This is a genomic window from Streptomyces sp. NPDC012794 (assembly GCF_042901085.1).
Lineage (GTDB): Bacteria > Actinomycetota > Actinomycetes > Streptomycetales > Streptomycetaceae > Streptomyces.
Map to the genome: position 1 here is coordinate 1 of NZ_JBIBCI010000029.1, position 24,094 is coordinate 24,094.

General features: G+C 72.7%; 18 protein-coding genes. 11 read left to right on the forward strand and 7 right to left on the reverse strand.

Going from position 1 to position 24,094, the window contains the following annotated elements:
- Positions 1–401: 401 nt before the first annotated feature.
- Both ACFY7H_RS31695 and ACFY7H_RS31700 read right to left on the reverse strand, forming a co-directional pair.
- Positions 402–884 (reverse strand): DUF456 domain-containing protein, encoded by a 483-nt coding sequence (locus ACFY7H_RS31695; protein ID WP_388945359.1) that lies wholly within the window; start codon positions 882–884, stop codon positions 402–404.
- A gap of 24 nt (positions 885–908) precedes the next feature.
- The gene (locus ACFY7H_RS31700; protein ID WP_388945454.1) at positions 909–1,874 is read right to left on the reverse strand and encodes a helix-turn-helix domain-containing protein; all 966 of its coding nucleotides are present in this window, start codon (positions 1,872–1,874) and stop codon (positions 909–911) included.
- Positions 1,875–2,143: 269 nt separating this feature from the next.
- On the opposite strand from ACFY7H_RS31700, the gene ACFY7H_RS31705 reads away from it, so the two are divergent.
- The 3 genes from ACFY7H_RS31705 to ACFY7H_RS31715 all read left to right on the forward strand — a co-directional run bounded on the left by ACFY7H_RS31705 (position 2,144) and on the right by ACFY7H_RS31715 (position 5,826).
- Positions 2,144–3,445 (forward strand): protein phosphatase 2C domain-containing protein, encoded by a 1,302-nt coding sequence (locus ACFY7H_RS31705; protein WP_388945362.1) that lies wholly within the window; start codon positions 2,144–2,146, stop codon positions 3,443–3,445.
- Positions 3,446–3,510: 65 nt separating this feature from the next.
- A complete protein-coding gene (locus ACFY7H_RS31710; protein WP_388945365.1) occupies positions 3,511–5,253 on the forward strand; it encodes a pyruvate dehydrogenase in 1,743 nt (580 codons plus the stop codon).
- Positions 5,254–5,436: 183 nt separating this feature from the next.
- A complete protein-coding gene (locus ACFY7H_RS31715) occupies positions 5,437–5,826 on the forward strand; it encodes an ATP-binding protein (RefSeq protein WP_388945368.1) in 390 nt (129 codons plus the stop codon).
- Positions 5,827–5,880: 54 nt separating this feature from the next.
- Here the strand turns inward: ACFY7H_RS31715 and ACFY7H_RS31720 are convergent, their stop codons facing one another.
- The gene (locus tag ACFY7H_RS31720; RefSeq protein ID WP_388945371.1) at positions 5,881–6,939 is read right to left on the reverse strand and encodes a DUF2637 domain-containing protein; all 1,059 of its coding nucleotides are present in this window, start codon (positions 6,937–6,939) and stop codon (positions 5,881–5,883) included.
- Between the two features lie 192 nt (positions 6,940–7,131).
- Complete coding sequence (locus ACFY7H_RS31725) at positions 7,132–8,001, reverse strand: (2Fe-2S)-binding protein (protein WP_388945375.1); 870 nt, start codon at positions 7,999–8,001, stop codon at positions 7,132–7,134.
- A gap of 255 nt (positions 8,002–8,256) precedes the next feature.
- On the opposite strand from ACFY7H_RS31725, the gene ACFY7H_RS31730 reads away from it, so the two are divergent.
- Positions 8,257–8,895: a GntR family transcriptional regulator gene (locus ACFY7H_RS31730; protein WP_388945457.1), complete on the forward strand. Its 639-nt coding sequence runs from the start codon at positions 8,257–8,259 to the stop codon at positions 8,893–8,895.
- Between the two features lie 311 nt (positions 8,896–9,206).
- Here the strand turns inward: ACFY7H_RS31730 and ACFY7H_RS31735 are convergent, their stop codons facing one another.
- Together ACFY7H_RS31735 and ACFY7H_RS31740 are read right to left on the reverse strand one after the other, a co-directional pair.
- Positions 9,207–9,962, reverse strand: a complete 756-nt coding sequence (locus ACFY7H_RS31735) for a hypothetical protein (protein WP_388945459.1) — start codon at positions 9,960–9,962, stop codon at positions 9,207–9,209.
- Positions 9,963–10,152: 190 nt separating this feature from the next.
- Positions 10,153–11,829, reverse strand: a complete 1,677-nt coding sequence (locus tag ACFY7H_RS31740) for a PucR family transcriptional regulator (protein WP_388945378.1) — start codon at positions 11,827–11,829, stop codon at positions 10,153–10,155.
- 253 nt (positions 11,830–12,082) lie between these two features.
- On the opposite strand from ACFY7H_RS31740, the gene ACFY7H_RS31745 reads away from it, so the two are divergent.
- The 7 genes from ACFY7H_RS31745 (at position 12,083) to ACFY7H_RS31775 (ending at position 21,735) form a co-directional block, all read left to right on the forward strand.
- Complete coding sequence (locus ACFY7H_RS31745; RefSeq protein ID WP_388945381.1) at positions 12,083–12,976, forward strand: FAD binding domain-containing protein; 894 nt, start codon at positions 12,083–12,085, stop codon at positions 12,974–12,976.
- A 2-nt stretch (positions 12,977–12,978) separates the two neighbouring features.
- Complete coding sequence (locus tag ACFY7H_RS31750; RefSeq protein ID WP_388945384.1) at positions 12,979–13,578, forward strand: (2Fe-2S)-binding protein; 600 nt, start codon at positions 12,979–12,981, stop codon at positions 13,576–13,578.
- A 2-nt stretch (positions 13,579–13,580) separates the two neighbouring features.
- On the forward strand, positions 13,581–15,983 hold the full coding sequence (locus ACFY7H_RS31755; RefSeq protein WP_388945387.1) for a xanthine dehydrogenase family protein molybdopterin-binding subunit: 2,403 nt from the start codon (positions 13,581–13,583) through the stop codon (positions 15,981–15,983).
- A 327-nt stretch (positions 15,984–16,310) separates the two neighbouring features.
- Complete coding sequence (locus ACFY7H_RS31760; RefSeq protein ID WP_388945390.1) at positions 16,311–17,771, forward strand: NCS2 family permease; 1,461 nt, start codon at positions 16,311–16,313, stop codon at positions 17,769–17,771.
- A gap of 88 nt (positions 17,772–17,859) precedes the next feature.
- Positions 17,860–19,011: an XdhC family protein gene (locus ACFY7H_RS31765; protein ID WP_388945393.1), complete on the forward strand. Its 1,152-nt coding sequence runs from the start codon at positions 17,860–17,862 to the stop codon at positions 19,009–19,011.
- Between the two features lie 114 nt (positions 19,012–19,125).
- Positions 19,126–20,394 carry a YncE family protein gene (locus ACFY7H_RS31770; RefSeq protein WP_388945395.1) on the forward strand — a complete coding sequence of 423 codons (1,269 nt, stop codon included), beginning with the start codon at positions 19,126–19,128 and terminating at the stop codon, positions 20,392–20,394.
- Positions 20,395–20,499: 105 nt separating this feature from the next.
- Positions 20,500–21,735 carry a GNAT family N-acetyltransferase gene (locus tag ACFY7H_RS31775; RefSeq protein WP_388945398.1) on the forward strand — a complete coding sequence of 412 codons (1,236 nt, stop codon included), beginning with the start codon at positions 20,500–20,502 and terminating at the stop codon, positions 21,733–21,735.
- Between the two features lie 72 nt (positions 21,736–21,807).
- Here ACFY7H_RS31775 and ACFY7H_RS31780 read toward each other — a convergent pair whose 3' ends face one another.
- Complete coding sequence (locus ACFY7H_RS31780; RefSeq protein WP_388945401.1) at positions 21,808–24,033, reverse strand: germacradienol/geosmin synthase; 2,226 nt, start codon at positions 24,031–24,033, stop codon at positions 21,808–21,810.
- Positions 24,034–24,094: the final 61 nt, after the last annotated feature.

The window sequence follows — 24,094 nt, forward strand, 5'->3', positions numbered from 1 at the left end:
CGCCGCCCCGGACCCCGGGGGGGGGGGGGGGGGGGGGGGGGGGGGGGCGGGGGGGGGGGGGGGGGGGGGGGGGGGGGGGGGGGGGGGGGGGGGGGGGGGGGGGGGGGGGGTGTCGTCCGGGGCGGGCTTCGATGTTCGGCGCCTGTTCCGGATCCGGTTGTGCGAGGGACCGCGCGCCGAATTCATCTCGTTTTAGCCCCGGACGACACCCCACCCCGTCCCCGCCCCTCACGTCCGTCGTCCGGCCGCCCGCCCGTGGCTTTGCCCGCGCAGGTGTGCGGATCCAGCTCGGTCGGCAACTTCAGCCTCGCCGGCGTTTGAGGCGCGGGGGCCGGGGCGGAGCCTCGGGGAACGGGCGAAGGGTGGGTAGGGGACTTCGGCCCCGCGCAGCGGTGGCCCGGCTACCCGGCCAGTACCGTTCCCAGCCACGCCGCCGTGACCAGGAGACACGCGAAAAGCTCCACCAGGACGCTCGTCCCCACCGCCCGCATCACCGCCCGGACCGACGCCCACGCCTCGCCGTGCGTGCCCAGCCGGCGGCGTTCGGAGAGGTAGATGCCGCCCATGAAGCCCGGGACCGCCCCGAGCACCGGCAGCAGGACGAAGCCGGCCACCGCGCCCGCGCCCGCGTACGCCGCCATGCGGCGGGTGACCCCGACACTCCGCAGCCGTCGCGGCGGCAGCTGCCACTTCACCACCTGCACGACCAGCAGCAGGGCCGTCGAGGCGACCAGGACCGCCCATGCGGCGGCGGCGCGCTCGTGCAGGGACCACCACAGCAGCCCCGCCCAGACCAGCCACGTCCCCGGCACTCCCGGGACCAGCACCCCCAGCACCCCGAGCAGCAGCACCAGCCCCACCAGGAGCAGCTGAGGCAGATCCATGGGCTCAGCGTGACCGACCCCCGCCTATCGGGCCACCCAGCCCCGTTCGTACGCGTGCCAGCCGAGCTGGAGCCGGGTGGTCACGCCCGTCAGCTCCATCAGCCCCTTCACGCGCCGCTGGACCGTCCTCAGGCCCAGGTCCAGGTGTTTGGCCACGCTCGCGTCCGTCATCCCGGCCAGCAGCAGGGAGAGGATCTCCAGGTCGGTGGTGTCGGGGCCGCCGTCGCTCTCCTCGGGGTGGCCCGTGACGCCCAGCCTCAGGGGGAGGGACTCCCGCCACACCGCCTCGAAGAGGCCGCGCAGCGATTCGAGCAGGCCCGACGCGTGCACCACCAGGGCCGTCGGCTCCGCCCCGCGGGCCGTCAGCGGGACCATGGCGAGGGTGCGGTCCGCGATCACCAGCTTCGTGGGGACCGCGCCCGTCACCCGGATCCGTTCGCCGCGGGCCAGCGCGCTGGAGGCCTCCCGCATACCGGCGGGCAGAGTGAGCACCTCGCGCTCGATGACCACCCGGTACTCGACGCCCCGTACGGCGGCTTCGTGGTCCAGCCCGGTCACCGCCCCCTGCCGGCCGCTGACCAGCGCGCAGACCTCTTCCGTCGCGCCCAGTCGGAGCTGGAGGAAGCGGTGGGCCACGGCGCTCGCGCCCGTCACCACCTCCACCAGGTCGTGCACGGAGGGTTCGGCCGCTTCCGCCTGGTACTGGCGCGCGAGCAGCGCCGCGGCCGTCTCGGCCCGCTCCAGTTCCTGCCGCTGCTGCGTCAGCAGGGCTCCGAGGGCGACGTCCGGCGGCGCCGCCACCCAGCGGCCCGGGCGTGCCGAGGACCGGGCCGCGAGGCCGTGGCGTTCCAGGTGCCGCAGTGCCCGCTCGGTCTGCGGCACGGGCAGCGTCAACCGGTGTGCCAGGTCGGGCACCTCCGCCGCCCCCAGTGCCACCAGCGCGCGGTACGCCGATTCCTGGCCCTCGTCCAGGCCTATCGCTCCCAGCAACCCGTCCACCCCACTCCCCGGAAGCCGTTCCCGGCGGGGAGCGGCCACGGCGCGAACCCGCCGCTGCCATCTTCGCCGCATCCCCGGCTCCACCGTCACGGCGGCTCCCCCGCGGCTCCCTTTGCGGGGTGGATGAGGTGGTTTCGCCCGGTGAGGGCGAAGCGTCCGACGGCGGGGTGGGGCGGGAGGGGTTCACCGGGTGGTGGCCCAGGGGGTCCTTTTCGTGCATTCGGGGTTTTCCGTCGCCCGGTCGGGCCGAGAATGGGGGCATGAGTCAGCAGGGCGCCGAGGACTGGTGGCAGAAGCTGTACGAGGACCCCGAGGAGGGTCCCGCCCCCGACCCGGGGGAGACCCTGGACCAGCGCTTCCGCTCGGCGTCGGTCCTGGTGGCCGGCCCGGAGCCGGCCGGGCCCCCGCTGCCGGGTCCCCGGCGGGAGCCGCCCGATGTGTCCGTCGGCGCCGGGCATGGGCAGCCGCCGCCGGCGGTTGCGGCCCCCCAGGGGCTGCCGTCCGTACCGCCGCCGGCCGCGCCGCCGCCCGGCTACCGCATCGCCGAGCCGCCCCCGGCCCCGCCCCTGCCCCCGCAGCGCACGACGCCCCCCGCGGCCGATCGGCGGGTGGAGGGCGAGACCGGGTACGCGCGGGGGGACGTGGCCGTGCCGCCGGCGCCCGGCCCGGGCTGCGCCCCGCCACCCGAACGGGGGCCCGAGCCGGAGCGGCCCGCGGTGCGCCACCTCGGGGACCGCGCCCCCACCTACGCCGCCGAGCCGGGGGCACTGCCCGCGGCCGACCCTGCCGCGCTCGACTTCCTGACCCCGGACACCGTCCTGGAGGGCGCCCGCTACGGCACGTACACCCTGCGGGCCGCCTCGCTGCGCGGGGACTCCGCCCGCTACCGGGGCGAGGCCCGGCGGGACTTCCTGCTCACCGCCCGCTTCGGCAGCGGCGACGAAGCGCTCGTGCTGGTGGTCCTGGCAGGCGGGGACCGGTCCGCGCCCGGCGCCCGCGAGGCCGCCGCCGAGCTGGGCCACCTCGTCGCGGCGGCCGTCGGGCGCAGCCGGGAGCGGCTGGCCGAGGACATCCGGGCGGGCCGGCGCGAGGCCCTGCTGTCGGGGCTCCAGCGCCTCACCGACCGGGGTTACGGGCGGCTGCGGGCCCGCGCCGCCGAACTCGGGCTCTCGGAGGAGGCGTACACCGCCGGGCTGCGCGGGCTCCTGCTGCCCCTGGACCCGCACTGCCCCCACCGGGTCTCCTTCGGTGCCGGTGCGGGCGGGGCCTTCCGGCTGCGCGCCGGCCGCTGGCAGGACCTGGAGGGCGCCGATCCGGCCACCGGGGCGCCGGGCGGCGCCTTCCGGTTCCGGGCGTCCGTGGCCCGCCCGGGTGACACCCTGCTGCTCTGCTCCGGCGGCCTCGCGGAGCCGATGCGGGAGGAGAGCCTGCTCCCGGCCGAGCTCGCCGCCCGCTGGTCGCAGGGGGAGCCGCCGGGCCTGGCGGCCTTCCTCGCGGACGCCCAGCTCCGCCTCAAGGGCTACGCCGACGACCGGACGGCCGTCGCGCTCTGGGAGGCGTAGCCGGGCGGGACGTGCGTGGATGGAAGGCGCACACGGCTCGCGAGGAACCGGAAAGGGCGCCTTCCATGGCCAAGCAGAACGTGGCGGAGCAGTTCGTGGACATCCTCGTGCGCGCGGGCGTGCGCCGGATGTACGGAGTCGTCGGCGACAGCCTGAACCCCGTCGTCGACGCGATCCGCCGGACGGGTGGCATCGAGTGGATCCAGGTCCGCCACGAGGAGACGGCCGCGTTCGCGGCGGGCGCCGAGGCCCAGATCACCGGCCGGCTCGCCGCCTGCGCGGGCTCCTGCGGGCCCGGCAACCTCCACCTGATCAACGGCCTGTACGACGCCCACCGCTCCATGGCCCCCGTCCTCGCGCTCGCCTCGCACATCCCCTCCGGCGAGATCGGGCTCGGCTACTTCCAGGAGACCCACCCCGACCAGCTGTTCCGCGAGTGCAGCCACTACAGCGAGCTGATCTCCAACCCGGCGCAGATGCCCCGGCTGCTCCAGACCGCCGTCCAGCACGCCATCGGCCGCGGCGGTGTCAGCGTCGTCGCGCTGCCCGGGGACATCGCCGCGCAGCCGGCTCCGGAGAAGGCGGTGGAGCACGCCCTGGTGACGGCCCGGCCGACCGTACGGCCCGGCGACGAGGAGATCGAGAAGCTGGTCCGGCTGGTCGACGAGGCCGGCAGGGTGACGCTCTTCTGCGGCAGCGGTACCGCGGGCGCGCACGCCGAGGTCATGGAGTTCGCCGGCCGGGTCAAGGCCCCCGTCGGCCACGCCCTGCGCGGCAAGGAATGGATCCAGTACGACAATCCGTACGACGTCGGTATGAGCGGTCTGCTGGGCTACGGTGCCGCCTACGAGGCCACGCACGAGTGCGACCTGCTGGTCCTGCTCGGCACGGACTTCCCGTACAACGCCTTCCTCCCCGACGACGTGAAGATCGTCCAGGTGGACATCCGGCCCGAACATCTCGGCCGCCGCTCCCAGTTGGACCTCGCGGTCTGGGGGGACGTGCGGGAGACCCTGCGCGCGCTGAACACGAGGGTGCGGCCCAAGGAGGACCGCCGCTTCCTGGACCGGATGCTGAAGAAGCACGCGGACGCGCTGGAGGGGGTGGTGAAGGCGTACACGCGCAAGGTGGAGAAGCACATGCCGATCCACCCCGAGTACGTGGCCTCCGTGCTCGACGAACTGGCCGACGATGACGCGGTGTTCACCGTGGACACGGGCATGTGCAACGTCTGGGCGGCGCGCTATCTTTCCCCGAACGGCAAGCGGCGCATCATCGGCTCCTTCAGCCACGGCTCCATGGCCAATGCCCTCCCGCAGGCCATCGGCGCACAGTTCACGGACCGCCGCCGTCAAGTGGTGTCGATGTCGGGTGACGGCGGTTTCTCGATGCTGATGGGAGATTTCCTCACCCTGGTGCAGTACGACCTGCCCGTCAAAGTGGTTCTCTTCAACAACTCCTCCCTGGGCATGGTGGAGTTGGAGATGATGGTTTCCGGCCTTCCCTCGTACGGAACGACGAACCACAATCCGGACTTCGCATCGATCGCCCGCGCGGCGGGCGCCTACGCGGTGAGGGTGGAGAAGCCCAAGCAGCTCACGGGCGCTTTGAAGGACGCGTTCCGGCACAAGGGGCCCGCGCTGGTGGACGTGGTGACCGACCCCGACGCCCTGTCGATCCCGCCGAAGATCAGCGCCGGGATGGTGACCGGATTCGCACTGTCCGCAAGCAAGATCGTGCTGGACGGCGGGGTCGGCCGGATGGTCCACATGGCTCGTTCCAACCTCCGCAACGTGCCCAGGCCTTGAGCCCGAAGGAGTGCGGACCGTCGCCAGGGGCATGCATTCCGTAGACCTGTTCGAGACCACGGGCAGCGCTATACGGGGAGGTATGTCGCCGTGCGGGTGGGGGCGAAGACCGGAAAGACGTGGAGGACCGAAGGGCCCTTGGCGCGGGAGCCGTCGACGGGCGCCGGGCAGGACCGCGCCGAGATGACGCGCAGCGTGCGCCGGGCCGACCTGAAGGCCGTGGGCGAGGTGCGCCGGGCCCTGCGGGAGCTGCTGCGGCACCGCTGCCGCGGCGAGACGGCCGACGTGGCCGAACTGCTGATCACCGAGGTCGTCACCAACGCCCTCGTGCACACCGAACAGGGTGCCGAGGTGTCCGCGAGCCTCAGGGGCGGCCGCCTCCGGGTCGAGGTCCGCGACCACGTCGCACTCCTGCCCCGGCCGTACGTACCGTCCGCCGACGACGGTACGCACGGCCGCGGACTGGTCCTGATGCAGGCGCTGGCCGACGACTGGGGCGTGGACCCGCTCGGGCCGGGGCGCGGCAAGGTGGTCTGGTTCGATCTGGGGGTGACGGGCACGGGCCGGGCCTGAGCGTGCGGCAGCGGGGCACCCCGGGGGCACCCCGCCTCCGTGCACGCGGTCCGGTCAGCCGAACTGCTGCTCCAGGTCCTTCAGTTTGCGCTCCAGGGAGTCGAGCCGGGGGATCGTCTGGGTGTCGTCCTCGGCGGTGAGGTCCACCGTCCGGGGGCCGGGCGGATCAAGGGGTTCGGTTCCGTTCACGGCCTGCAGTGAGGGCCTTCGGCGCAGGGGCAGCTGTCCCGCTTCCGATATGGCGGGCTCCGCGCCGACCGGCGCGGAGCCCGACCCGGGAGCGAGCCCCGGCAGGTCGACCTGACGTCCCCGGGGCCGCCCGAAGGCCCTGTTCTGCCGGCCCAGCGCCTTGATGTGGGCGCGGTCCAGGCGGTGCTGTTCCCGCCTGCGGTGCCGGTCCTGTTCGCGCTCCTTCTTGTCCTCGCGCACCTCGTCCACCGCCTCGTCGAGGGTGCGCACCCCCTCCAGCAGCATGAGCGACCAGGCGCCGAAGGTTTCCCGGGGCGCCCGCAGCCAGCGGACCATGCGGATCTGCGGCAGCGGGCGGGGGATCAGGCCCTGCTCGCGCAGTGCCGCGCGGCGGGTCTGCTTGAGGGCCCGGTCGAAGAGCACCGCCGCCGAGAGCGACATCCCGGCGAAGAACTGCGGTGCCCCGTCGTGGCCCGAACCCCGAGGTGCGTGCACCCAGTTGAACCAGGCCGCCGCCCCGGCGAACAGCCAGACCAGCATCCGGGAGCCGAGGGCCGCGTCGCCGTGGCTGGCCTCGCGGACGGCGAGCACCGAGCAGAACATGGCGGCGCCGTCGAGACCGAAGGGGACCAGGTACTCCCAGCCTCCGGTGAGGTTCAGGTTCTGTCGGCCGAAGCCGACCAGCCCGTGGAAGGAGAGCGCGGCGGCCACCGCCGCGCAGCAGAAGAGCAGGACGTAGGAGGCGGTCCCGTAGACGGCCTCCTTGCGGCGGCGGCGTTCCTCGCTGCGTTCCCAGCTGTCCTCGGCCGCCGCCTTCTCGCCCTCACGCTTGCCCCGGGCCAGCACCGCCACTGCCGCAAGCACGCCCAGGATCAACAGGCTGCCGGGCAGCAGCCAGTCCAGCGATATGTCGGTCAGTCTCATGCGGATGTCCCTTGCCTCGCGTATGCGGCTTTCCGGGCGCCATAGTGGCGCAGCCGGTCAGTGGTGCACGTGGGTTTCGGGGCAAGTGGACGCCATCGGGGGGCGGGTCCCGTCGGATAGGGTGTTGTGGGTCGAACTGGCGCTCGTGCAGGAGGGGTTGAGTTCGAATCCACTTCATCCGTACGAGTGGGTTCAGCCGGTGGCCGCCGTGAGCCGGGTGACGCGGTCCGCGTCGCAGGTGCGCGGGCAGGTCGTACAGGCGTCCTCCGGGCGGATCGTGTAGAAGAAGCAGCAGCTCGCCCGGTCCCGGGTGGTGATCTCCGCCCCGCCGGCACCGGCGAGGGCCCGGAAGCCGGCGCCGGCCGTGTACGGGGCGAGCGCGCCCGGCAGCAGCAGTTCCAGCTCGCGCACGGCCCGCCGCTCCTCGCCGAGCAGGCTCCCGACGTACCAGAGCCCCTCGACCACCTCGTCGGCGGCCATCGCCCACAGCGCGCGGCGGCCGCGGCGCATCCGCGGGCCGAAACCTTCCAGCAGCGGTCCGAGGTGCTGGGCCACCGCTGCCCGCACCTCCTCGCGCAGGGCCTCCTCGCCGGGCACGACCCGTGCCCCGGGGAGGGAGGCCGCCGGGTCGTCCGGCAGGCAGGCGAACTCCTCCACCCGTACGGACATCCGCCCCTGGGTCCGGTGGAAGGCCACCCGGTCCACGGGCAGCCGGGGCACCCGGCGCTCCAGGAACCACGGAACGGTGATCAGCAGGCAGGCCGGCCAGGCGTACCGGTGGAGCCCGAAGCCGGCCACCACGTCGGGCCGGCCCCGGCGCCCGTGGTCCCGCAGGACCTGGGCCTCGTCCCAGGCGAGGTGGGCGTCCAGGGCCTCGCCGCCCGCCGCGAGCTCGTGCGCGCCGACCCAGCCCGCACCGCGAGGGAGGGGTTCGTGCGCGCCGCGCTCCTCGGCCCGCAGGCCTGGATGGGCGGCCGCCAGGCGCTCGTACGCACGTGCCACCGGAGAGCCGGCCGGGGCGGATGCGGACGGGAGCGGGGCGGGAACAGCCGAGCCGGGCATGGCGGACCACCGAATCGCACGTCGTGAGAGAGAAGGTAAGCCTTACCTTAACGGATCTCCGGTGGTGTGGGGAGGCCGGGACCGCCCGGTTCCTCCCCGCAGTTCGCGTCCGCGACGCCCGCCGGCCCGTCACCTATCCTCGGAACCGGTCGAGACCCGGAGGAGGACCGAGTGCACGAAGCGGCCCATGCCCTGGTGTCGGAAGAGCCGGAAGAGCCGGAAGGACCGGCGGCGCAGGCGGCGCCCGGCAAGCCCCTGATCCCGCCGCAGAAGGTGCTGCGCCATTCGGTGCGCGGACAGGTCCTCGAAGCGCTGCGTGCCGCCCTCGTGGACGGGGAGCTGGCGCCGGGGGAGATCTACTCGGGCCCCGCGCTCGGCGAGCGGTTCGGGGTCTCCGCGACCCCCGTCCGCGAGGCGATGCAGCAGCTGGCGCTGGAGGGGGCGGTGGAATGCCTGCCCAACCGGGGCTTCCGGGTGCTGAGCCGCACGCCGCGCACCCAGGCGGAACTGTCCGAGGTCCGGGCCCTGATCGAAGTGCCCGTGATGCTCCGGCTGGCCCGCTCGGTACCCGCCGCGACCTGGGAGTCCCTGCGTCCGGCCGCCCTCGCCACCGCCGAGGCCGCCGCCGAGGGGGACCTGCCCCGGTACGCGGACGCCGACCGGGCCTTCCACCGGGCCGTGCTCTCCCTGTCGGGCAACGGCCAGCTGGCGCAGATCGCGGAGGAACTGCACCGGCGCGCCCAGTGGCCCCTGCCCGGCGCCCCGCGCGTGCGCCGCGCCGACCTGGTGGCCGACGCGGCCGAGCACTCGGCCCTGCTGGAGGCCCTGATCGCGCAGGACCTCCTGGTGGTGGAGTCGCTCGTACGCGAGCACTTCGCGGGCTCGCCGGCCTGAGACCGCCGACGCCGGCCTTGGACTCCCGACGTCGGCCTTGGACCCCCGACGCGGGTCTGAGACGCCGACGCCGGCCTTGGACCGTCTACGCGGGCATGAGACCGCCGACGCAGGGCTGGGGCTCGATGCCCGGCTGGAGCGGCCGAGCCCGGCTGGGATGCCGACGCCCGCCTGAGGGTCGCGACGCCCGCCTGGGATGCCCGGACACCCGCCTGAGGGCGCGACGCCCGCCTGGGATGGCGGCGGCCGCCTGAGGCACGCGACGCCGCCGGGATGCCGGCCCACGCCCACGCGGCGCTCCCTGCGCCGCCCTATGCCGCCGGGGCCAGCTGGTCCGCCAGCCATGTCGGGATGCCGCCCAGCAGGTGGAACAGGCGCCGGGCCTCCGCGCGCAGCCGGGCGGCCTCGGGCTCCGGTTCCACCTCGGCCAGCGCCGCCAGTGCGGGGGCCGTGCCGACCAGGAACCCCAGGTCCTCCCGGATCCGCAGGGACTCCGAGAAGCCCTTGCGGGCCTCGGCGACCTCGCCGTCCCGCAGCGCCAGTGCGGCGAGGTGGCGCCACGTGAAGGACAGCAGCAGCGTGTCCCCGTGGGCCAACGCGCCCGTGTGCGCGCGGTGGTACGCCGGCCGGGCCGCCTGCGGGGCGTCCGCCAGGTGCTCGGCGACCAGCCCCCGCCGGAAGTCCAGCAGCGGGCGCGTCCGCGACCCGGGGGACAGCAGGGCGGCCGCGCGGCCCAGCGCCGAGCGGGCCTCGTCCGCCCGGTCCCGTACGCCGAGCACGGTCGCCGCGTACGCCAGCTGGCCCCGCTCGCAGGCCGCCGCGCCCCGTTCGTCGTCGTCGTGGGCCACGGCCTCGGCCACCCGCAGCGCGTCCTCCGCGTCGGACCAGCCCTGGCCGGTGAACAGGCACCGCTCCACCAGGAGCGCGGTGCGCTGCACCGCCGCCCCCGCCTCGTCCGCGTGCGGCGTCAGCAGGGCCGCCGCGTCCGTCCAACAGCCGCGCGAGCGCAGCCGCCATATCGCCCGCTGGAGGGGGTCGTCGCCCCCCGTAGATCCCGCACCGGACATGGCGGTATCCGCCACAGTGCCCTCCCCGAAGCAACCAAGCAGCACGTCGTTGAGCCCTGGGGCGAAATGAGAGCACGGATCGGGCGCATCGGCCAAGGGGTCGGGTGAACTCTTTCACAAAGTCCGGACGGCTCGTCAGCCGGCCCGGCCCGGCCCCTCCCGGGACCACCCCCCGCGATCAGGGAATTGGTCAGCTCATGCGCAGCGCGAGGAAGAAATCGAGCTTGTCCTCCAGGCGCGAAAGGTCCCGGCCCGTCAGCTGCTCGATTCGCCCGACCCGGTAGCGCAGCGTGTTGACGTGCAGGTGCAGCCGCGTCGCGCAGCGCGTCCAGGAGCCGTCGCAGTCCAGGAACGCCTCCAGGGTCGGGATGAGCTCCGCCCGGTGCCTGCGGTCGTAGTCGCGCAGCGGGTCCAGCAGGCGGGCCGTGAAGGCGCGGCGGACGTCGTCCGGCACGAACGGCAGCAGCAGGACGTGCGAGGCCAGCTCGTGGTGGCCGGCCGCGCAGACCCGGCCGGGCCGGGCCGCCGCGACCCGGCGGGCGTGCCGGGCCTCCTCCAGCGCCCCGCGCAGCCCCTCGGCGGAGTGCACGGCCGCGCTGACGCCGAGGGTGAGCCGGCCGTCGTCGGCCAGGCCGGCCGCCAGGGGCGCGCGTACGGCCGCCAGGAGCACGTCGGCGTGCAGGGCGGAGTCCGGGCCCTTGTCCTCGCCGGCGTCGCCGGAGAGCGCGGGCAGCGGCACTAGGGCGATCGCCTCGTCACCCGCATGGGCCACCGCGATCCGGTCGGACGGTTCGGGTCCGGCCATCGACGGGTCGACCAGGATCTCCTCCAGCAGCGACTGGGCCACCGGGCCGCCGGGGATGTCCCCGCCCTCCCAGTCCACCCGCGCCACGACGACCTGCCAGTGCGGGGCGCCGCCCAGGCCGGGCAGCAGGACGGGCGCGGCCACCCGCAGGCGGGCGGCGATCTCGGCGGGCGGAGCGCCCGTCTGGACCAGCTCCAGCACCTCCTGCGCCAGGCGGCGGCGCACCGTGCGGGCCGCGTCGCGGCGGTCCCGCTCCACCGCGATGAGCTGGGTGACGCCCTGGAGCAGGTCCAGGCGCTCGGCGGGCCAGTCGCCCGCGTCCGCCTCGACGGCCAGCAGCCAGTCGGACAGCACGCTCTCGCGCACGTCACGCGCTGCGGCGGCCGGGCCCCGGCCGTGTCCCCTGATCGGGAAGAGGGAGTACGTAATACCCTGGATGGACATCCGGTGCGGACCCCTGCGGCCGGTCCGGACCGCCGCGAGGTGTTCGCCGGCCAGCGCCGCGCAGATGCCCGGAGCGAGCGGCTCGCCGGCCCCGGCGATCTGCCGTCCGGTGGGCGAGAGCACCCAGGCCCGCAGATCGAGGTCCGTGGTGAGCAGATCCAGCACCACATCGGGTCCGCCGCCCGCGGGGCCCGAGGTCATCAGACGCCGGTGGCGGTCCACGACCGCCGCCAGGTCGCCCGCGCGTTCCCCGGAAACCTGCCGCACCACGTATTCCGTGATGGTGGCGAACGCGACGTCCTCGTTCACCGCGAAGAGCGGGAGCCGGTTGCGCCGACAGGCTGAAACCAGATCGTCGGGGATGTCTCCCAGTTCCGCTTCGCCGGCCGCGAGGCCCGCCACTCCCGCGCTCGCGAGGATTCGTACGAATGGCTCGGAGTCGGCTGAATTTCTTCGCCATGCCAGCCCCGTGAGGACAAGTTCTCCCCCCGACAGGTATCGGCTGGGATCCCTCAGGTCGGTCGTCATGACCCCGCGGACCGTCCGGTCGAGTTCTTCCTCGCCGCCCAGCAGCCGCAGCCCCAGCGCCTCGGTTTCCAGCAGTGCGCGCAGCCGCATGATGTCGCCGCCGATCTGTCTCGAATGTTGCCGTTGGAAATCGGGCAGGTCGTCGCATCCTGCCTTTCATACGAATCTACAAGACGAAGGAGGCCGCCAGCCAACTCCTTCATGGTTTCGGTGACTGCACCCGAGGGACGCCGGGCTTGTGTACTGGCTCCACACCGCGTTAACAGCACGTGAACGACCAGTCGAGGGCCCTTCGGCCTCCTGGCTTGAAGTGAACGACCCGACTAAGAAGAAGAGAGCCGACATGGACTTCCTTCGCCCCGCCAGCTGGGAGGAGGCACTCGCCGCGAAGGCCGAGTACCCCACAGCTGTGCCGATTGCGGGTGGCACCGACATCATGGTCGAGATCAACTTCGATCACCGCCGTCCGGAATACCTCCTGGACCTCAACCGCATCGAGCTGCTGCGGGAGTGGGAGGTCGGCGAGGAGGTCACCAAGCTCGGCGCCTCCGTCCCGTACACCCAGATCATGGAGAACCTGCGCGGTACGCTGCCGGGTCTCGCGCTCGCCTCGCACACGGTCGCGTCCCCGCAGATCCGCAACCGCGGCGGTGTCGGCGGCAACCTCGGTTGCGCCTCGCCCGCCGGTGACTCCCACCCCGCCCTGCTCGCCGCCGACTGCCACGTCGAGGTCGAGTCGGTGCGCGGCACCCGCCTCATCCCGATCGACGAGTTCTACACCGGTGTGAAGCGCAACGCGCTCGCCGCCGACGAGCTCATCAAGACGGTCCACATCAAGAACGCCACGGGCCCGCAGCAGTACTCGAAGGTCGGCACCCGCAACGCGATGGTCATCGCCGTCTGCGGTTTCGGCCTCGCGCTGCACACCGACACCCGCACCGTGCGTACGGGCATCGCCTCCGCCGCCCCCACCCCGATCCGGGCCAAGGCCGCGGAGGAGTTCCTGAACGCCGCGCTCGAAGAGGGCGGCTTCTGGGACAACGGCAAGGTCATCACCCCGTCGATCGCCAAGCAGTTCGGTGAGCTCGCCTCCGGCGCGTGCAACCCGATCGACGACGTCCGCGGCACGGCGAAGTACCGCCGTCACGCGGTTGGCATCCTTGCTCGCCGTCAGCTCGTCTGGACGTGGGAGCAGTACCGCGGCGACAACGGCCGCTCGCTTGAAGGGGCTGCGTAACCATGCGCGTCAATTTCACTGTCAACGGTCGTCCGCAGGAAGCCGACGACGTGTGGGAGGGCGAATCCCTCCTCTACGTGCTGCGCGAGCGTCTGGGCCTTCCCGGCTCGAAGAACGCCTGCGAGCAGGGCGAGTGCGGTTCCTGCACCGTCCGTCTCGACGGAGTGCCGGTCTGTTCCTGCCTGGTCGCGGCCGGCCAGGTCGAGGGCCGCGACGTCGTGACCGTCGAGGGCCTGGCGGACTTCGCCAAGCAGCGCGACGCGCACGGCCACGCCTGCGGCACCGGCGCGTGCGGCGGCTCCCAGGGCGTCTCCACGGACGAGGCCAAGCAGTGGTCCGCCAAGGGCACCGACTCCCAGACCGGTGAGGGCGCCGAGCTCTCCAACATCCAGCAGGCGTTCATCGACGCCGGCGCCGTCCAGTGCGGTTTCTGCACCCCGGGTCTGCTGGTCCAGGCCGACGCCCTCCTGGAGAGCAACGCCGACCCGTCCGACCAGGACATCCGTGAGGCCCTGTCCGGCAACCTCTGCCGCTGCACGGGCTACGAGAAGATCCTCGACGCGGTCCGCCTCGCGGCCGCCCGTCAGGGAGAGGCTGTCTGATCATGGCCAACACCCGCACCACGCCCTCCGGTACGCCGACGAACGTCACTCAGAAGCACAACAAGGGCGGCATCGGCGAGTCCACGCTGCGCCCCGACGGCACGCTCAAGGTCACCGGCGAGTTCGCGTACTCCTCGGACATGTGGCACGAGGACATGCTGTGGGGCCAGACCCTGCGCAGCACCGTCGCCCACGCCGAGATCGCGTCCATCGACATCTCCGAGGCGCTCGCCACCCCCGGCGTGTACTCCGTGCTCACGTACGCGGACCTGCCGGCCGAGATGAAGAACTACGGTCTCGAGATCCAGGACACCCCGGTCCTCGCCAACGGCCGGGTACGCCACCACGGTGAGCCGGTCGCCCTCGTGGCCGCCGACCACCCGGAGACCGCCCGCCGCGCCGCGGCCAAGATCAAGATCGACTACCGTGAGCTGCCGCTCGTCACCGACGAGGCCTCCGCCCTCGCCGCCGACGCGCCGCTGATCCACGAGGGCCGCGACGACCACCACGCCGGTCACGTCCCGCACCCGAACATCGTGCACCGCCAGCCGATCATCCGCGGCAACGTGGAAGAGGCGCGCAAGCGCGCCGACGTCATCGTCGAGGGCGAGTACACCTTCGGCATGCAGGACCAGGCCTTCCTCGGCCCCGAGTCCGGTCTCGCCGTGCCGTCCGAGGACGGCGGCGTCGACCTGTACGTCGCCACCCAGTGGCTGCACTCGGACCTCAAGCAGATCGCCCCCGTCCTCGGCCTGCCCGAGGAGAAGGTGCGCATGACGCTCTCCGGCGTCGGCGGTGCCTTCGGCGGCCGCGAGGACATCTCGATGCAGATCCACGCCTGCCTGCTGGCCCTCGCGACCAACAAGCCGGTCAAGATGGTCTACAACCGCTTCGAGTCCTTCTTCGGCCACGTGCACCGCCACCCGGCGAAGCTGTACTACGAGCACGGCGCCACCAAGGACGGCAAGATCACGCACATGAAGTGCAAGATCGTGCTCGACGGCGGTGCCTACGCGTCGGCCTCCCCGGCCGTCGTCGGCAACGCGTCCTCCCTCTCGGTGGGCCCGTACGTCATCGACGACGTGGACATCGAGGCGATCGCGCTCTACACGAACAACCCGCCCTGCGGCGCGATGCGCGGCTTCGGCGCCGTCCAGGCCTGCTTCGCGTACGAGGCCCAGATGGACAAGCTCGCGGCGAAGCTGGGCATGGACCCGGTCGAGTTCCGCCAGCTCAACGCCATGGAGCAGGGCACGATCATGCCCACCGGCCAGGTCGTGGACTCCCCGGCCCCGGTCGCCGAACTGCTGCGCCGGGTCAAGGCCCGCCCGCTGCCGCCGGAGCGCCAGTGGGAGAGCGCCGGCGAGGGCGCGGACGTCCGCGCGCTGCCGGGCGGTCTGTCCAACACCACGCACGGCGAGGGCGTCGTCCGCGGCGTCGGCTACGCGGTCGGCATCAAGAACGTCGGCTTCTCCGAGGGCTTCGACGACTACTCGACCGCCCGGGTGCGCCTGGAGGTCATCAACGGCGAGCCCGTCGCGATGGTCCACACGGCCATGGCGGAGGTCGGCCAGGGCGGTGTCACCGTCCACGCGCAGATCGCCCGTACGGAGCTGGGCGTCACGCAGGTGACCATCCACCCGGCCGACACGCAGGTCGGCTCCGCCGGTTCCACGTCCGCCTCCCGGCAGACGTACATGACCGGTGGCGCCGTGAAGAACACCTGTGAGGCCGTCCGCGAGGCCGTCCTCGAGATCGGCCGCCGCAAGAACGGCTCCTACCACCCGGCGTGGGCGACCGCCGAGCTGCTCCTGGAGGGCGGCAAGGTCGTCACCGACGGCGGCGAGGTGCTCGCGGACCTGGCGGACATCCTGGAGGGCGAGGACCCGATCGACCTCGAGCTCGAGTTCCGCCACCGCCCGACCGTCCCCTTCGACCTGGTCACCGGCCAGGGCGACGGCCACGTCCAGTACACCTTCGCCGCGCACCGCGCGGTCGTCGAGGTGGACACCGAGCTCGGCCTCGTCAAGGTCGTCGAGCTGGCGACCGCCCAGGACGTCGGCAAGGCGCTGAACATGCTCTCCGTGGTCGGCCAGATCCAGGGTGGTACCACCCAGGGTCTCGGCGTGGCGGTCATGGAAGAGATCATCGTGGACCCGAAGACCGCGAAGGTGCGCAACCCCTCCTTCACGGACTACCTGATCCCGACCATCCTGGACACCCCGACCATCCCGGTCGACGTCCTCGAGCTGGCCGACCCGAACGCGCCATACGGCCTTCGCGGTCTCGGCGAGGCCCCGACCCTCTCGTCCACCCCGGCCGTCCTCGCGGCGATCCGGCAGGCGACGGGTCTGGAGCTCAACAAGACGCCGATCCGTCCGGAAGCCCTCACCGGCACCCTTTAGGACGGCGTGGTCCGGGGGCCCAAGGCCCCCGGACCGTCACACCCCGGATTTCCGGGCGGCGCGGTCCGGGAACGTCACACTTCACGCCGCGCCGCCCGGAGCACCACGCACCAGTACCGCACCGCTCGCGGTCAGCGTCACCCGCAGAACCCCTGCGAAACCCCCACGTAGTACCAGCGGTCACCCCGCACTACCCGCAGTACACGCAGTGCACATTTCGCGTCGCCTCGGGCCGTCACCCCGGGTCGTGCAGCCAACGCAGTTTCCCAAATCCCGCGTCTCCAATCTTTATGCGGGTGCCCCTTTGAACCTTGGGAGTTAGGCACCATGACCCAGTCGTCTGTGGAGCCCAAGACCACCGCGGAAGAGGCCGGCGACGGCTCTCTGAACCCCGCGGGGCGTTCTTGGCTCGACCGTTACTTTCACATCACCCATAGAGGGTCGAGCGTCGGCAATGAAATTCGTGGCGGCATCACGACTTTCATGGCCATGGCGTACATCCTCCTGCTCAACCCGCTGATCCTCTCCGGCAAGGACGCCGCCGGCGACACGATGAGCCAGAAGGCGCTGATCACGGCCACCGCCTTCGCCGCGGCCCTGACCACCCTGCTCATGGGCTTCGTCGGCAAGGTCCCGCTGGCGCTGGCCGCCGGCCTGTCCGTCTCCGGCGTCCTGGCCTCGCAGGTGGCCCCGCAGATGACGTGGCCGCAGGCCATGGGCATGTGCGTGATGTACGGCGTCGTGATCTGTCTCCTGGTCGTCACCGGCCTCCGCGAGATGATCATGAACGCCATCCCCCTCGCGCTCAAGCACGCGATCACCATGGGCATCGGCATGTTCGTCGCCCTGATCGGCCTCGTGAAGGCGGGCTTCGTGCACGCCTCGCAGGTCGGCGGTCCCGTCACCCTGGGTCCCGCCGGCGAGCTCGCCGGCTGGCCCGTCCTGCTCTTCTGCCTCACGCTGCTGGCCATCTTCATGCTCCAGGCCCGCCGGGTCCCCGGTGCGATCCTGATCGGCATCATCGGCGGCACCGTCCTGGCGGTCGTCCTCAACGCCGTGGCGGACATCGACGCCAAGGCCTGGCGCAGCGGCCCGCCGGCGCTCAACGGCTCCGCGGTCTCCATGCCCGACTTCTCGCTCTTCGGCGACGTCGAGTTCGGCGGCTGGGGCGACGTCGGCGTCATGACGATCGGCATGATCGTCTTCACGCTGGTGCTCGCCGGCTTCTTCGACGCGATGGCCACCATCATCGGCGTCGGCACCGAGGCCAAGCTCGCCGACGACAAGGGCCGCATGCCGGGCCTGTCCAAGGCGCTCTTCATCGACGGCGCCGGTGGCGCCATCGGTGGCGTCACGGGCGGCTCCGGCCAGACCGTGTTCGTCGAGTCCGCGACCGGCGTCGGCGAGGGTGCCCGCACAGGTTTCGCCTCCGTCATCACCGGCCTCTTCTTCGCCGCCTGCCTCTTCTTCACCCCGATCACGCAGATCGTCCCCGGTGAGGTCGCGTCCGCCGCCCTGGTGGTCATCGGCGCGATGATGATGCAGAACGCCCGCCACGTGGACTGGTCCGACAGCGCGACCGCGATCCCGGTCTTCCTGACCGTCGTGATCATGCCGTTCACCTACCAGATCACCGCCGGCGTCGCCGCCGGCGTCATCTCCTACACCGCCATCAAGGTCGCTCAGGGCAAGGCCCGTGAGATCGGCGGCTTCATGTGGGCGCTGACCGGTGTCTTCCTGGTCTTCTACGCGCTCCACCCGATCGAGGGCTGGCTCGGGGTCAGCTGACCCGGGGCGGCTCCGGCCGCCCTCCAGCGGCCCGCACCCCCCGCGCACCCGATACTGGAATCCGACACCCTCTCCGAGGAGGCCGCACATGCTGGACATCGCCGAAGAACTGAACCGGTGGGTCGAGCAGGGACGGGACTTCGCCGTCGCCACCGTGGTGGCGGTCGGCGGGAGTGCCCCCCGGCAGCCCGGGGCAGCGCTCGCCGTCGACAGCGAGGGCACGGCCATCGGATCGGTTTCCGGCGGATGCGTGGAGGGCGCGGTGTACGAGCTGTGCCGGCAGGCGATCGAGGACGGCGAGACCGTCACGGAGCGCTTCGGCTACAGCGACGACGATGCCTTCGCCGTGGGCCTGACCTGCGGCGGAGTCATCGACATCCTGGTGACCCCGGTTCCGGTCGGATCCCCGCTGCGGGAGGTGCTGGCCGGCGGGCTGCGCGCCGCGGCCCGGGGCGAGACGTCCGCGCTGGCCCGGATCGCCGAAGGCCCGGCCGAGCTGACGGGCCGCGCCCTGGTGGTCGGCCCCGACGGCTCCTTCGAGGGCGGCTTCGGCGGCCACCCGGAGCTGGACCGCACCATCGCCGAAGAGGCCCGCGCCATGCTGGACGCCGGCCGGACCGGCGTGCTGGAGATCGGCGCCGACGGCCGGCTCTGCGGAGAGCCGCTCAAGGTCCTCGTCGAGTCCAGCGTCCCGCCCCCGCGGATGATCGTCTTCGGTGCCATCGACTTCGCCTCCGCCCTGGTGCGGATCGGCAAGTTCCTCGGCTACCACGTGACGCTGTGCGACGCCCGGCCCGTCTTCGCCACGAAGAAGCGCTTCCCCGAGGCCGACGAGATCGTGGTCGACTGGCCGCACCGCTACCTGGAGAGCGCCCAGGTGGACGGCCGGACCGTGCTCTGCGTCCTCACCCACGACGCCAAGTTCGACGTACCGCTCCTCGAACTGGCCCTCCGGCTCCCCGTCGCCTACGTCGGCGCCATGGGCTCCCGCCGCACCCACGAGGACCGCAACAAGCGGCTGCGCGAGGTCGGCGTGACGGAGCTCGAACTGGCCCGCCTGCGCTCCCCGATCGGCCTGGACCTCGGCGCCCGCACCCCGGAGGAGACCGCGCTGTCCATCGCCGCCGAGATCGTCGCGAACCGCCGCGGCGGCAGCGGCGCGGCCCTCGCCGGCGCGCACATCCCGATCCACCACGACAGCTCGGACGCGGTGGCCGGCAGGATCGGCTCGGTCGCCTGAAGGGGCGGCCCTCCCGCGTAACAGAAGGCGCGGCCCCGCGGGGGTTGCGCCTTCTTGCCGTCCCGCCTATTTTACCGGCCGGTAACAGCGCCTCCCCGTATCGGAGTTGAGCGGATGTCCCGGACCGGCCGTACCCCTGCACGCACCCTGCGCCTGATCGGCGCCGCCCTGGCGATGGCAGGCCTCGCGGCCGTCCCCGCCCCCGCCTCCCAGGCCGCGACGCCCCCGGCCGCGGGCCTGCGCGAGGTGCTCTTCGTCGGCAACAACTGGGAGGGCACCGCCGACGTCCTCGCCTCCACAGGCGACCTCGCCCGCGTGGGCCGGATCAACGTCGTCCCCGACAAGGAGGAACGGCTCCGCGAGATCTACCTCAACCCCGTCAGGCTCGGCTTCTTCCTCGGGATCCGCGCCACGGCCGGGGAGGGCCACGACCAGTTCGTGGACGACATGTACACCACCCCCGACGGCTCCGCCGTCGTGGTCTCCCGCCCCAGCTTCGCCGACGTCGTCTCCATCGACGTGCGCTCCGGACGGATCAACTGGCGCTTCCCCGTGGCCGGGTACCGCTCCGACCACATGGCCGTCTCGCCCGACGGGACCCGCGTCGCCGTCTCCGCCTCCACCGCGAACACCGTCCACGTCCTGGACATCGCCACCGGCCGGGAGGCCGGATCCTTCACCACCGGCGACAAGCCCCACGAGAACGTCTTCACCGAGGGCGGCCGCTACCTCTGGAACAGCGCCATCGGCGACGTCACCTCCGCCCTCGACGCACCCTGGCTGGACTGGACCAAGGGTGACCGGAAGATCACCGTCGTCGACACCCGGACCTTCCGCACCGTCCGCGTCATCGACATGCGCGAACGCCTCGACGCCTTCGGCCGCAAGGACCTCTCCGACGCCGTACGGCCGGTCTCCCTCAGCCCCGACGAGTCCAAGCTCTACTTCCAGGTCTCCTTCTTCAACGGATTCCTCGAGTACGACGTGGCCTCCGACCGGATCACCCGCGTCAAGACCCTCCCGGAGAACCCCGCCACCACCACCGACCGCACCAAGTGGGTCAACGACTCCCGCCACCACGGCATGTCCATGAGCCCCGACGGCAGCAGGCTCTGCGTCGCGGGCACCATGGACGACTACGCCACCGTCGTCGACCGGGCCACCCTCGCCGAGGGGCCGCTCGTCCCCGCCGCCAAGCCCTACTGGGCCACCGTCGACGGCGACGGCACCGCCTGCGTGATCTCCGAGAGCGGCGCCGACCAGGTCACCGCCATCGACTTCGCCACCGGGGCCAAGCGGGTCTCCGTCCCCGTCGGCGACCACCCCCAGCGGATCCGAATCGGCCACGTCCCCGCGGGCTGGACCGGCCCCGAGAGCCGCTGACGGCAAGCCCCCGGACCGGCCGGACCCGGCACCGGGTCCGGCCGGACGGGCAGATCCGGCCATTATGGTGTGAGCAGTCCGCGATGACCGATTAGTCTCCCGATCATGGTGGACATCCGCGAGGTACCCGAGGCCGACGTCGACCGCGCCCAGGAGCTCGCCTACCTGGTCTTCCACGACCGGCCCGAACCGGAGGCGCGCGAGCGGCACCACTCCCTGCTCACCCGCTGCCGACGCCTCGGCGCCTACGACGGCGACGCACTGGCCGGCTTCATGGCGGCCCACTCCTTCCGCCTCTCGGTCCCGGGCGGCACCGACCTCGCCTGCCCCGGCCTCACCTTCGTTTCCGTCGCCCCCACCCACCGCCGCCGGGGTGTCCTCACCGCGCTCATGGACGAACAGCTGCGCCGCGCAGCCGCCCAGGGCAGCCCGCTCGTCGCCCTGTGGGCCTCCGAGGCGGCCATCTACGGCCGCTTCGGCTTCGGCTCCGCCACCCAGGGCCTCACCATCGAGATCGACTCAACCCGGCCGCTCGCCCTGCGCATCGACCCCGATCCACGCCCGCTGCGGCTGGTGGACCCGGACGAGGCCCTCACCGTCATCGCGCCGTTCCACGAGGCCGCCCGCCGGACCCGGGCCGGACGGCCGACCCGGAGCGCGCGGCGCTGGGCCGAGGAGTGGCTCTGCGAACAGGACGAGGAGGACGAGGAGCTGAGCCCGCCCAGGATCATCGCCGTCGGGGAACCGGGGGAACCGGTGGCGGGCTACGTCCTCTACCGCACCAAGCACGAGGACGACGGCGCACCCGCCCGCAGCCCGGGCCTGGTCCGCGTCGACGAACTCGAGGCCGCCACCCCGGCGGTGGCCGCCGCGCTGTGGCAGTGCCTGGCCTCCCTCGACCTGACCGGCAGGGTGTCCGCGTGGGGGCGCCCCCTCGACGACCCGCTGCTGCACTTCGCCGCCGACCGGGACCAGGTCCGGGTCACCGCCCAGTACCCCGCGCTGTGGCTGCGGCTGGTCGACGTACGGGCGGCGCTGACCGGGCGGTCGTGGGCCGCGCCCGTGGAACTCGTACTGGAAGTCTCCGACACCGGGCTGCCCGCGAACGCCGGGCGGTTCCGGCTCAAGGCCGGGCCGGGCGGGGCGGCGTACGAGACGGCCCGCGCGGCCCCCGATCTCACCCTGGACGTACGGGAGCTGGCCGCCTGCTACCTGGGCGGGACCCGCCTCGGAGAGCTGGTGGCGGCCGGGCTGGTGGCCGAGCACACTCCCGGCGCGGCGGCGGCCCTGGACGCGGCCCTGTACCCCGGGCGACTGCCGCACACGTCCGACGAGTTCTGACGGCGGTCGCGAACGGCCGGTGCGGGCGGCCGGCGAGTGCGGGGGCGGGCGAGCGGACCGCCCCCGCGGCCTTCAGGATCGGGCGGCCGGGCCGATCCGCGCCGCCGACATGCCGAAGCCGCCGGAGAGGATGCCGGTGGACAGGGCGTCGCCGGGCCGGTGCAGGTTCTCCTCGCGGTAACGGCTCGTCATCCGGTGCCAGTGCAGGACCCCGGCGAGCCAGTCCTGGAGCTCGCCGACGTACGCGTCGAGCCCGGCGCGGGCGTCGGCGTCCAGCTGCCAGTCGTCGTAGAGCACGGGCAGCTGGTGCGCGACGATGTGCTGGAACTCCTCGATGCGCTGCGTCATCAGGGAGTGGCAGATGTGCAGGGCCTCGGGGTATCCGATGTCGAAGAAGTTCCGGGTGACGAGGACGTGGTTGTGCACCTCGCCCTCGAACTCCACCTCCTTCTGGTAGGAGAAGACGTCGTTGACGAGGGCGCCGGCATCGGCCGCCGCGTTCTCCAGCGACCGGATGGTCCCCGAGCGGTAGATCTGGTCGGGGATGCCCCGGCCGTCCTGGCCGAGCCGGCACATGTACATCGTCATCTGGGCGCCGAAGGTGCGCCGGCGCATCTCGGCGTAGTCCACCGGGTCCGGGATGCGGTGGTGGAACTGGTTCTCCACCTCCCACACCCAGCTGTCCAGCATGCTCACCATGGTGGCCCGGAACTCGGCGCGGGCGGCCGGCGTCATGCCCCGGCAGGTGCGCAGCCACAGGTCGGCGAGTGAACGTTCCATCGCGATGACCGGTACCGGCGCCGTCCCGCCGGGGTCCAGCGGCATCATCGCGACCAGCCGTGCGGTGGCCGCCTTCGCGGCGGCGAGGTTCCCCGTCTGCCCGAACACCAGCGGGTAGTAGTCGTCCGCGTACGTCCCCCAGGCCAGCCAGGAGGCGTTCAGCAGCAGCGCTTCCGGGGTGGCGTCCGGGTCGATGCCGGCCGAGCAGAGGGCGAAGTCGAAGCCGCGCATCTTGCGTTCGTCCCAGATCGCCGAGCCCGGGTCCCCGGGCTGGGGGTCCAGCAGCCCCATCCCCCGGCACCATCGCACCAGCCCCTCGCGGGCGTCGTCCAGGTGCGGGCTGAGGGACAGCGCGTAGGGCATGTGGATGTCCGGGATGACGGACGGGCCGGTCTTCTCGAAGGGGACGTGGCTGAAGGACCGGCGGCGCAGTTCCATCGAGCGCCGGGTGAAGACCGAGCCCAGGTCGAAGGCGCTGGTGCCGAGCCCGGCGGGGAGGAAGGGCAGGGCCAGCCGGCCGGTGGCCCGGGCACCTTCGTTCATGTAGCGGCTGGAGGCCATGTGCCATTCGTGGCCGCCGGACTGCCAGTCCTGGAGGCCCTTGGTGTAGGCCAGTACGGCCGCGATCTCGGCCGGGGTCAGGGCGTGATCGGCGAAGAGCCGGGGGAGTTCGGTGAGCGCGGTCTGCTCGAACTGCTGGAGCCGGGAGGTGATCAGGTCGTTGGAGAGGTCGGCGGCCTCCTGGGTGGTGCAGCCGAGGAAGGTCTCCAGTACCAGGACGGCGTTGGAGAGTTCGCCCTCGTCCTCGACCTCGCGCTGGTAGGAGAAGAGGTCGTTCCTGATGTGCACGGCGTCGGAGAAGGCGTCGCGCAGGACGCCCAGGGGCCGTGAGTGCGCCACCCGCGCGGGGACTTCGGCCGACACGTACTCGACCAGCCCGGCCGACCAGGGGGCGCCGCCGACCTTGCGGCGCATCTCGATGTATTCGAGGGGGTTCGCGATCCGTCCGATGCCGATGTTCGCGAGCTCCCACATGGACTCGTCGAGCAGGTTCTTGGTGGAGAGGGAGAACCGTTCCCGCCAGTCGGCCGACATGGCGGGGACCGTACGCGCCCACAGGTCGGCGAGCCCCGCCTCGACGGGGTTGGTGGCCTCGGGGAAACCTTCCGTCAGGTCCATCGGCATGAAGGCGGCCAGCCGGTCGAGGTAGGCCTTGGCGCCGGCCCGGTCCTGGGAACGCTTGAACATCTCCAGGAAGTGGTCGTCGAAGAAGAACACCCACACGTACCAGTCGGTGACCAGGGACAGGGCGTCGGCGTCGCAGTCGGGGTGGGTGTACGAGCAGAGCAGCGCGTAGTCGTGCGAGTCCAGGTCCGATTCCTCCCAGACGCCGGAGCCCTCCAGCATTCCGAGGGCCCGTGCCCATCGTTTGCTGTGGGCCCTCGCGCTCTCCAGGTGGGGGTTCAGGCGTGCGGGGTAGGGCACGTAGAACTCCGGCAGTTGAAACGGCTGCGTCACGGGCGGGCCGGCCTTTCCTCACTGGATGCGGGACCGGCGCTCCGGCCCCCGCACGAGATGA

Excerpts from the sequence above, each read along its gene's own strand:
- ACFY7H_RS31755 (WP_388945387.1), top strand. The coding sequence starts at position 13,581 with ATGGCCAACACCCGCACCACGCCCTCCGGTACGCCGACGAACGTCACT.
- ACFY7H_RS31735 (WP_388945459.1), bottom strand. The coding sequence starts at position 9,962 with ATGTCCGGTGCGGGATCTACGGGGGGCGACGACCCCCTCCAGCGGGCG.
- ACFY7H_RS31770 (WP_388945395.1), top strand. The coding sequence starts at position 19,126 with ATGTCCCGGACCGGCCGTACCCCTGCACGCACCCTGCGCCTGATCGGC.
- ACFY7H_RS31710 (WP_388945365.1), top strand. The coding sequence starts at position 3,511 with ATGGCCAAGCAGAACGTGGCGGAGCAGTTCGTGGACATCCTCGTGCGC.
- ACFY7H_RS31765 (WP_388945393.1), top strand. The coding sequence starts at position 17,860 with ATGCTGGACATCGCCGAAGAACTGAACCGGTGGGTCGAGCAGGGACGG.
- ACFY7H_RS31740 (WP_388945378.1), bottom strand. The coding sequence starts at position 11,829 with ATGCGGCTGCGCGCACTGCTGGAAACCGAGGCGCTGGGGCTGCGGCTG.
- ACFY7H_RS31750 (WP_388945384.1), top strand. The coding sequence starts at position 12,979 with ATGCGCGTCAATTTCACTGTCAACGGTCGTCCGCAGGAAGCCGACGAC.
- ACFY7H_RS31720 (WP_388945371.1), bottom strand. The coding sequence starts at position 6,939 with ATGAGACTGACCGACATATCGCTGGACTGGCTGCTGCCCGGCAGCCTG.
- ACFY7H_RS31715 (WP_388945368.1), top strand. The coding sequence starts at position 5,437 with ATGACGCGCAGCGTGCGCCGGGCCGACCTGAAGGCCGTGGGCGAGGTG.
- ACFY7H_RS31725 (WP_388945375.1), bottom strand. The coding sequence starts at position 8,001 with ATGCCCGGCTCGGCTGTTCCCGCCCCGCTCCCGTCCGCATCCGCCCCG.
- ACFY7H_RS31705 (WP_388945362.1), top strand. The coding sequence starts at position 2,144 with ATGAGTCAGCAGGGCGCCGAGGACTGGTGGCAGAAGCTGTACGAGGAC.
- ACFY7H_RS31775 (WP_388945398.1), top strand. The coding sequence starts at position 20,500 with ATGGTGGACATCCGCGAGGTACCCGAGGCCGACGTCGACCGCGCCCAG.
- ACFY7H_RS31745 (WP_388945381.1), top strand. The coding sequence starts at position 12,083 with ATGGACTTCCTTCGCCCCGCCAGCTGGGAGGAGGCACTCGCCGCGAAG.
- ACFY7H_RS31695 (WP_388945359.1), bottom strand. The coding sequence starts at position 884 with ATGGATCTGCCTCAGCTGCTCCTGGTGGGGCTGGTGCTGCTGCTCGGG.
- ACFY7H_RS31760 (WP_388945390.1), top strand. The coding sequence starts at position 16,311 with ATGACCCAGTCGTCTGTGGAGCCCAAGACCACCGCGGAAGAGGCCGGC.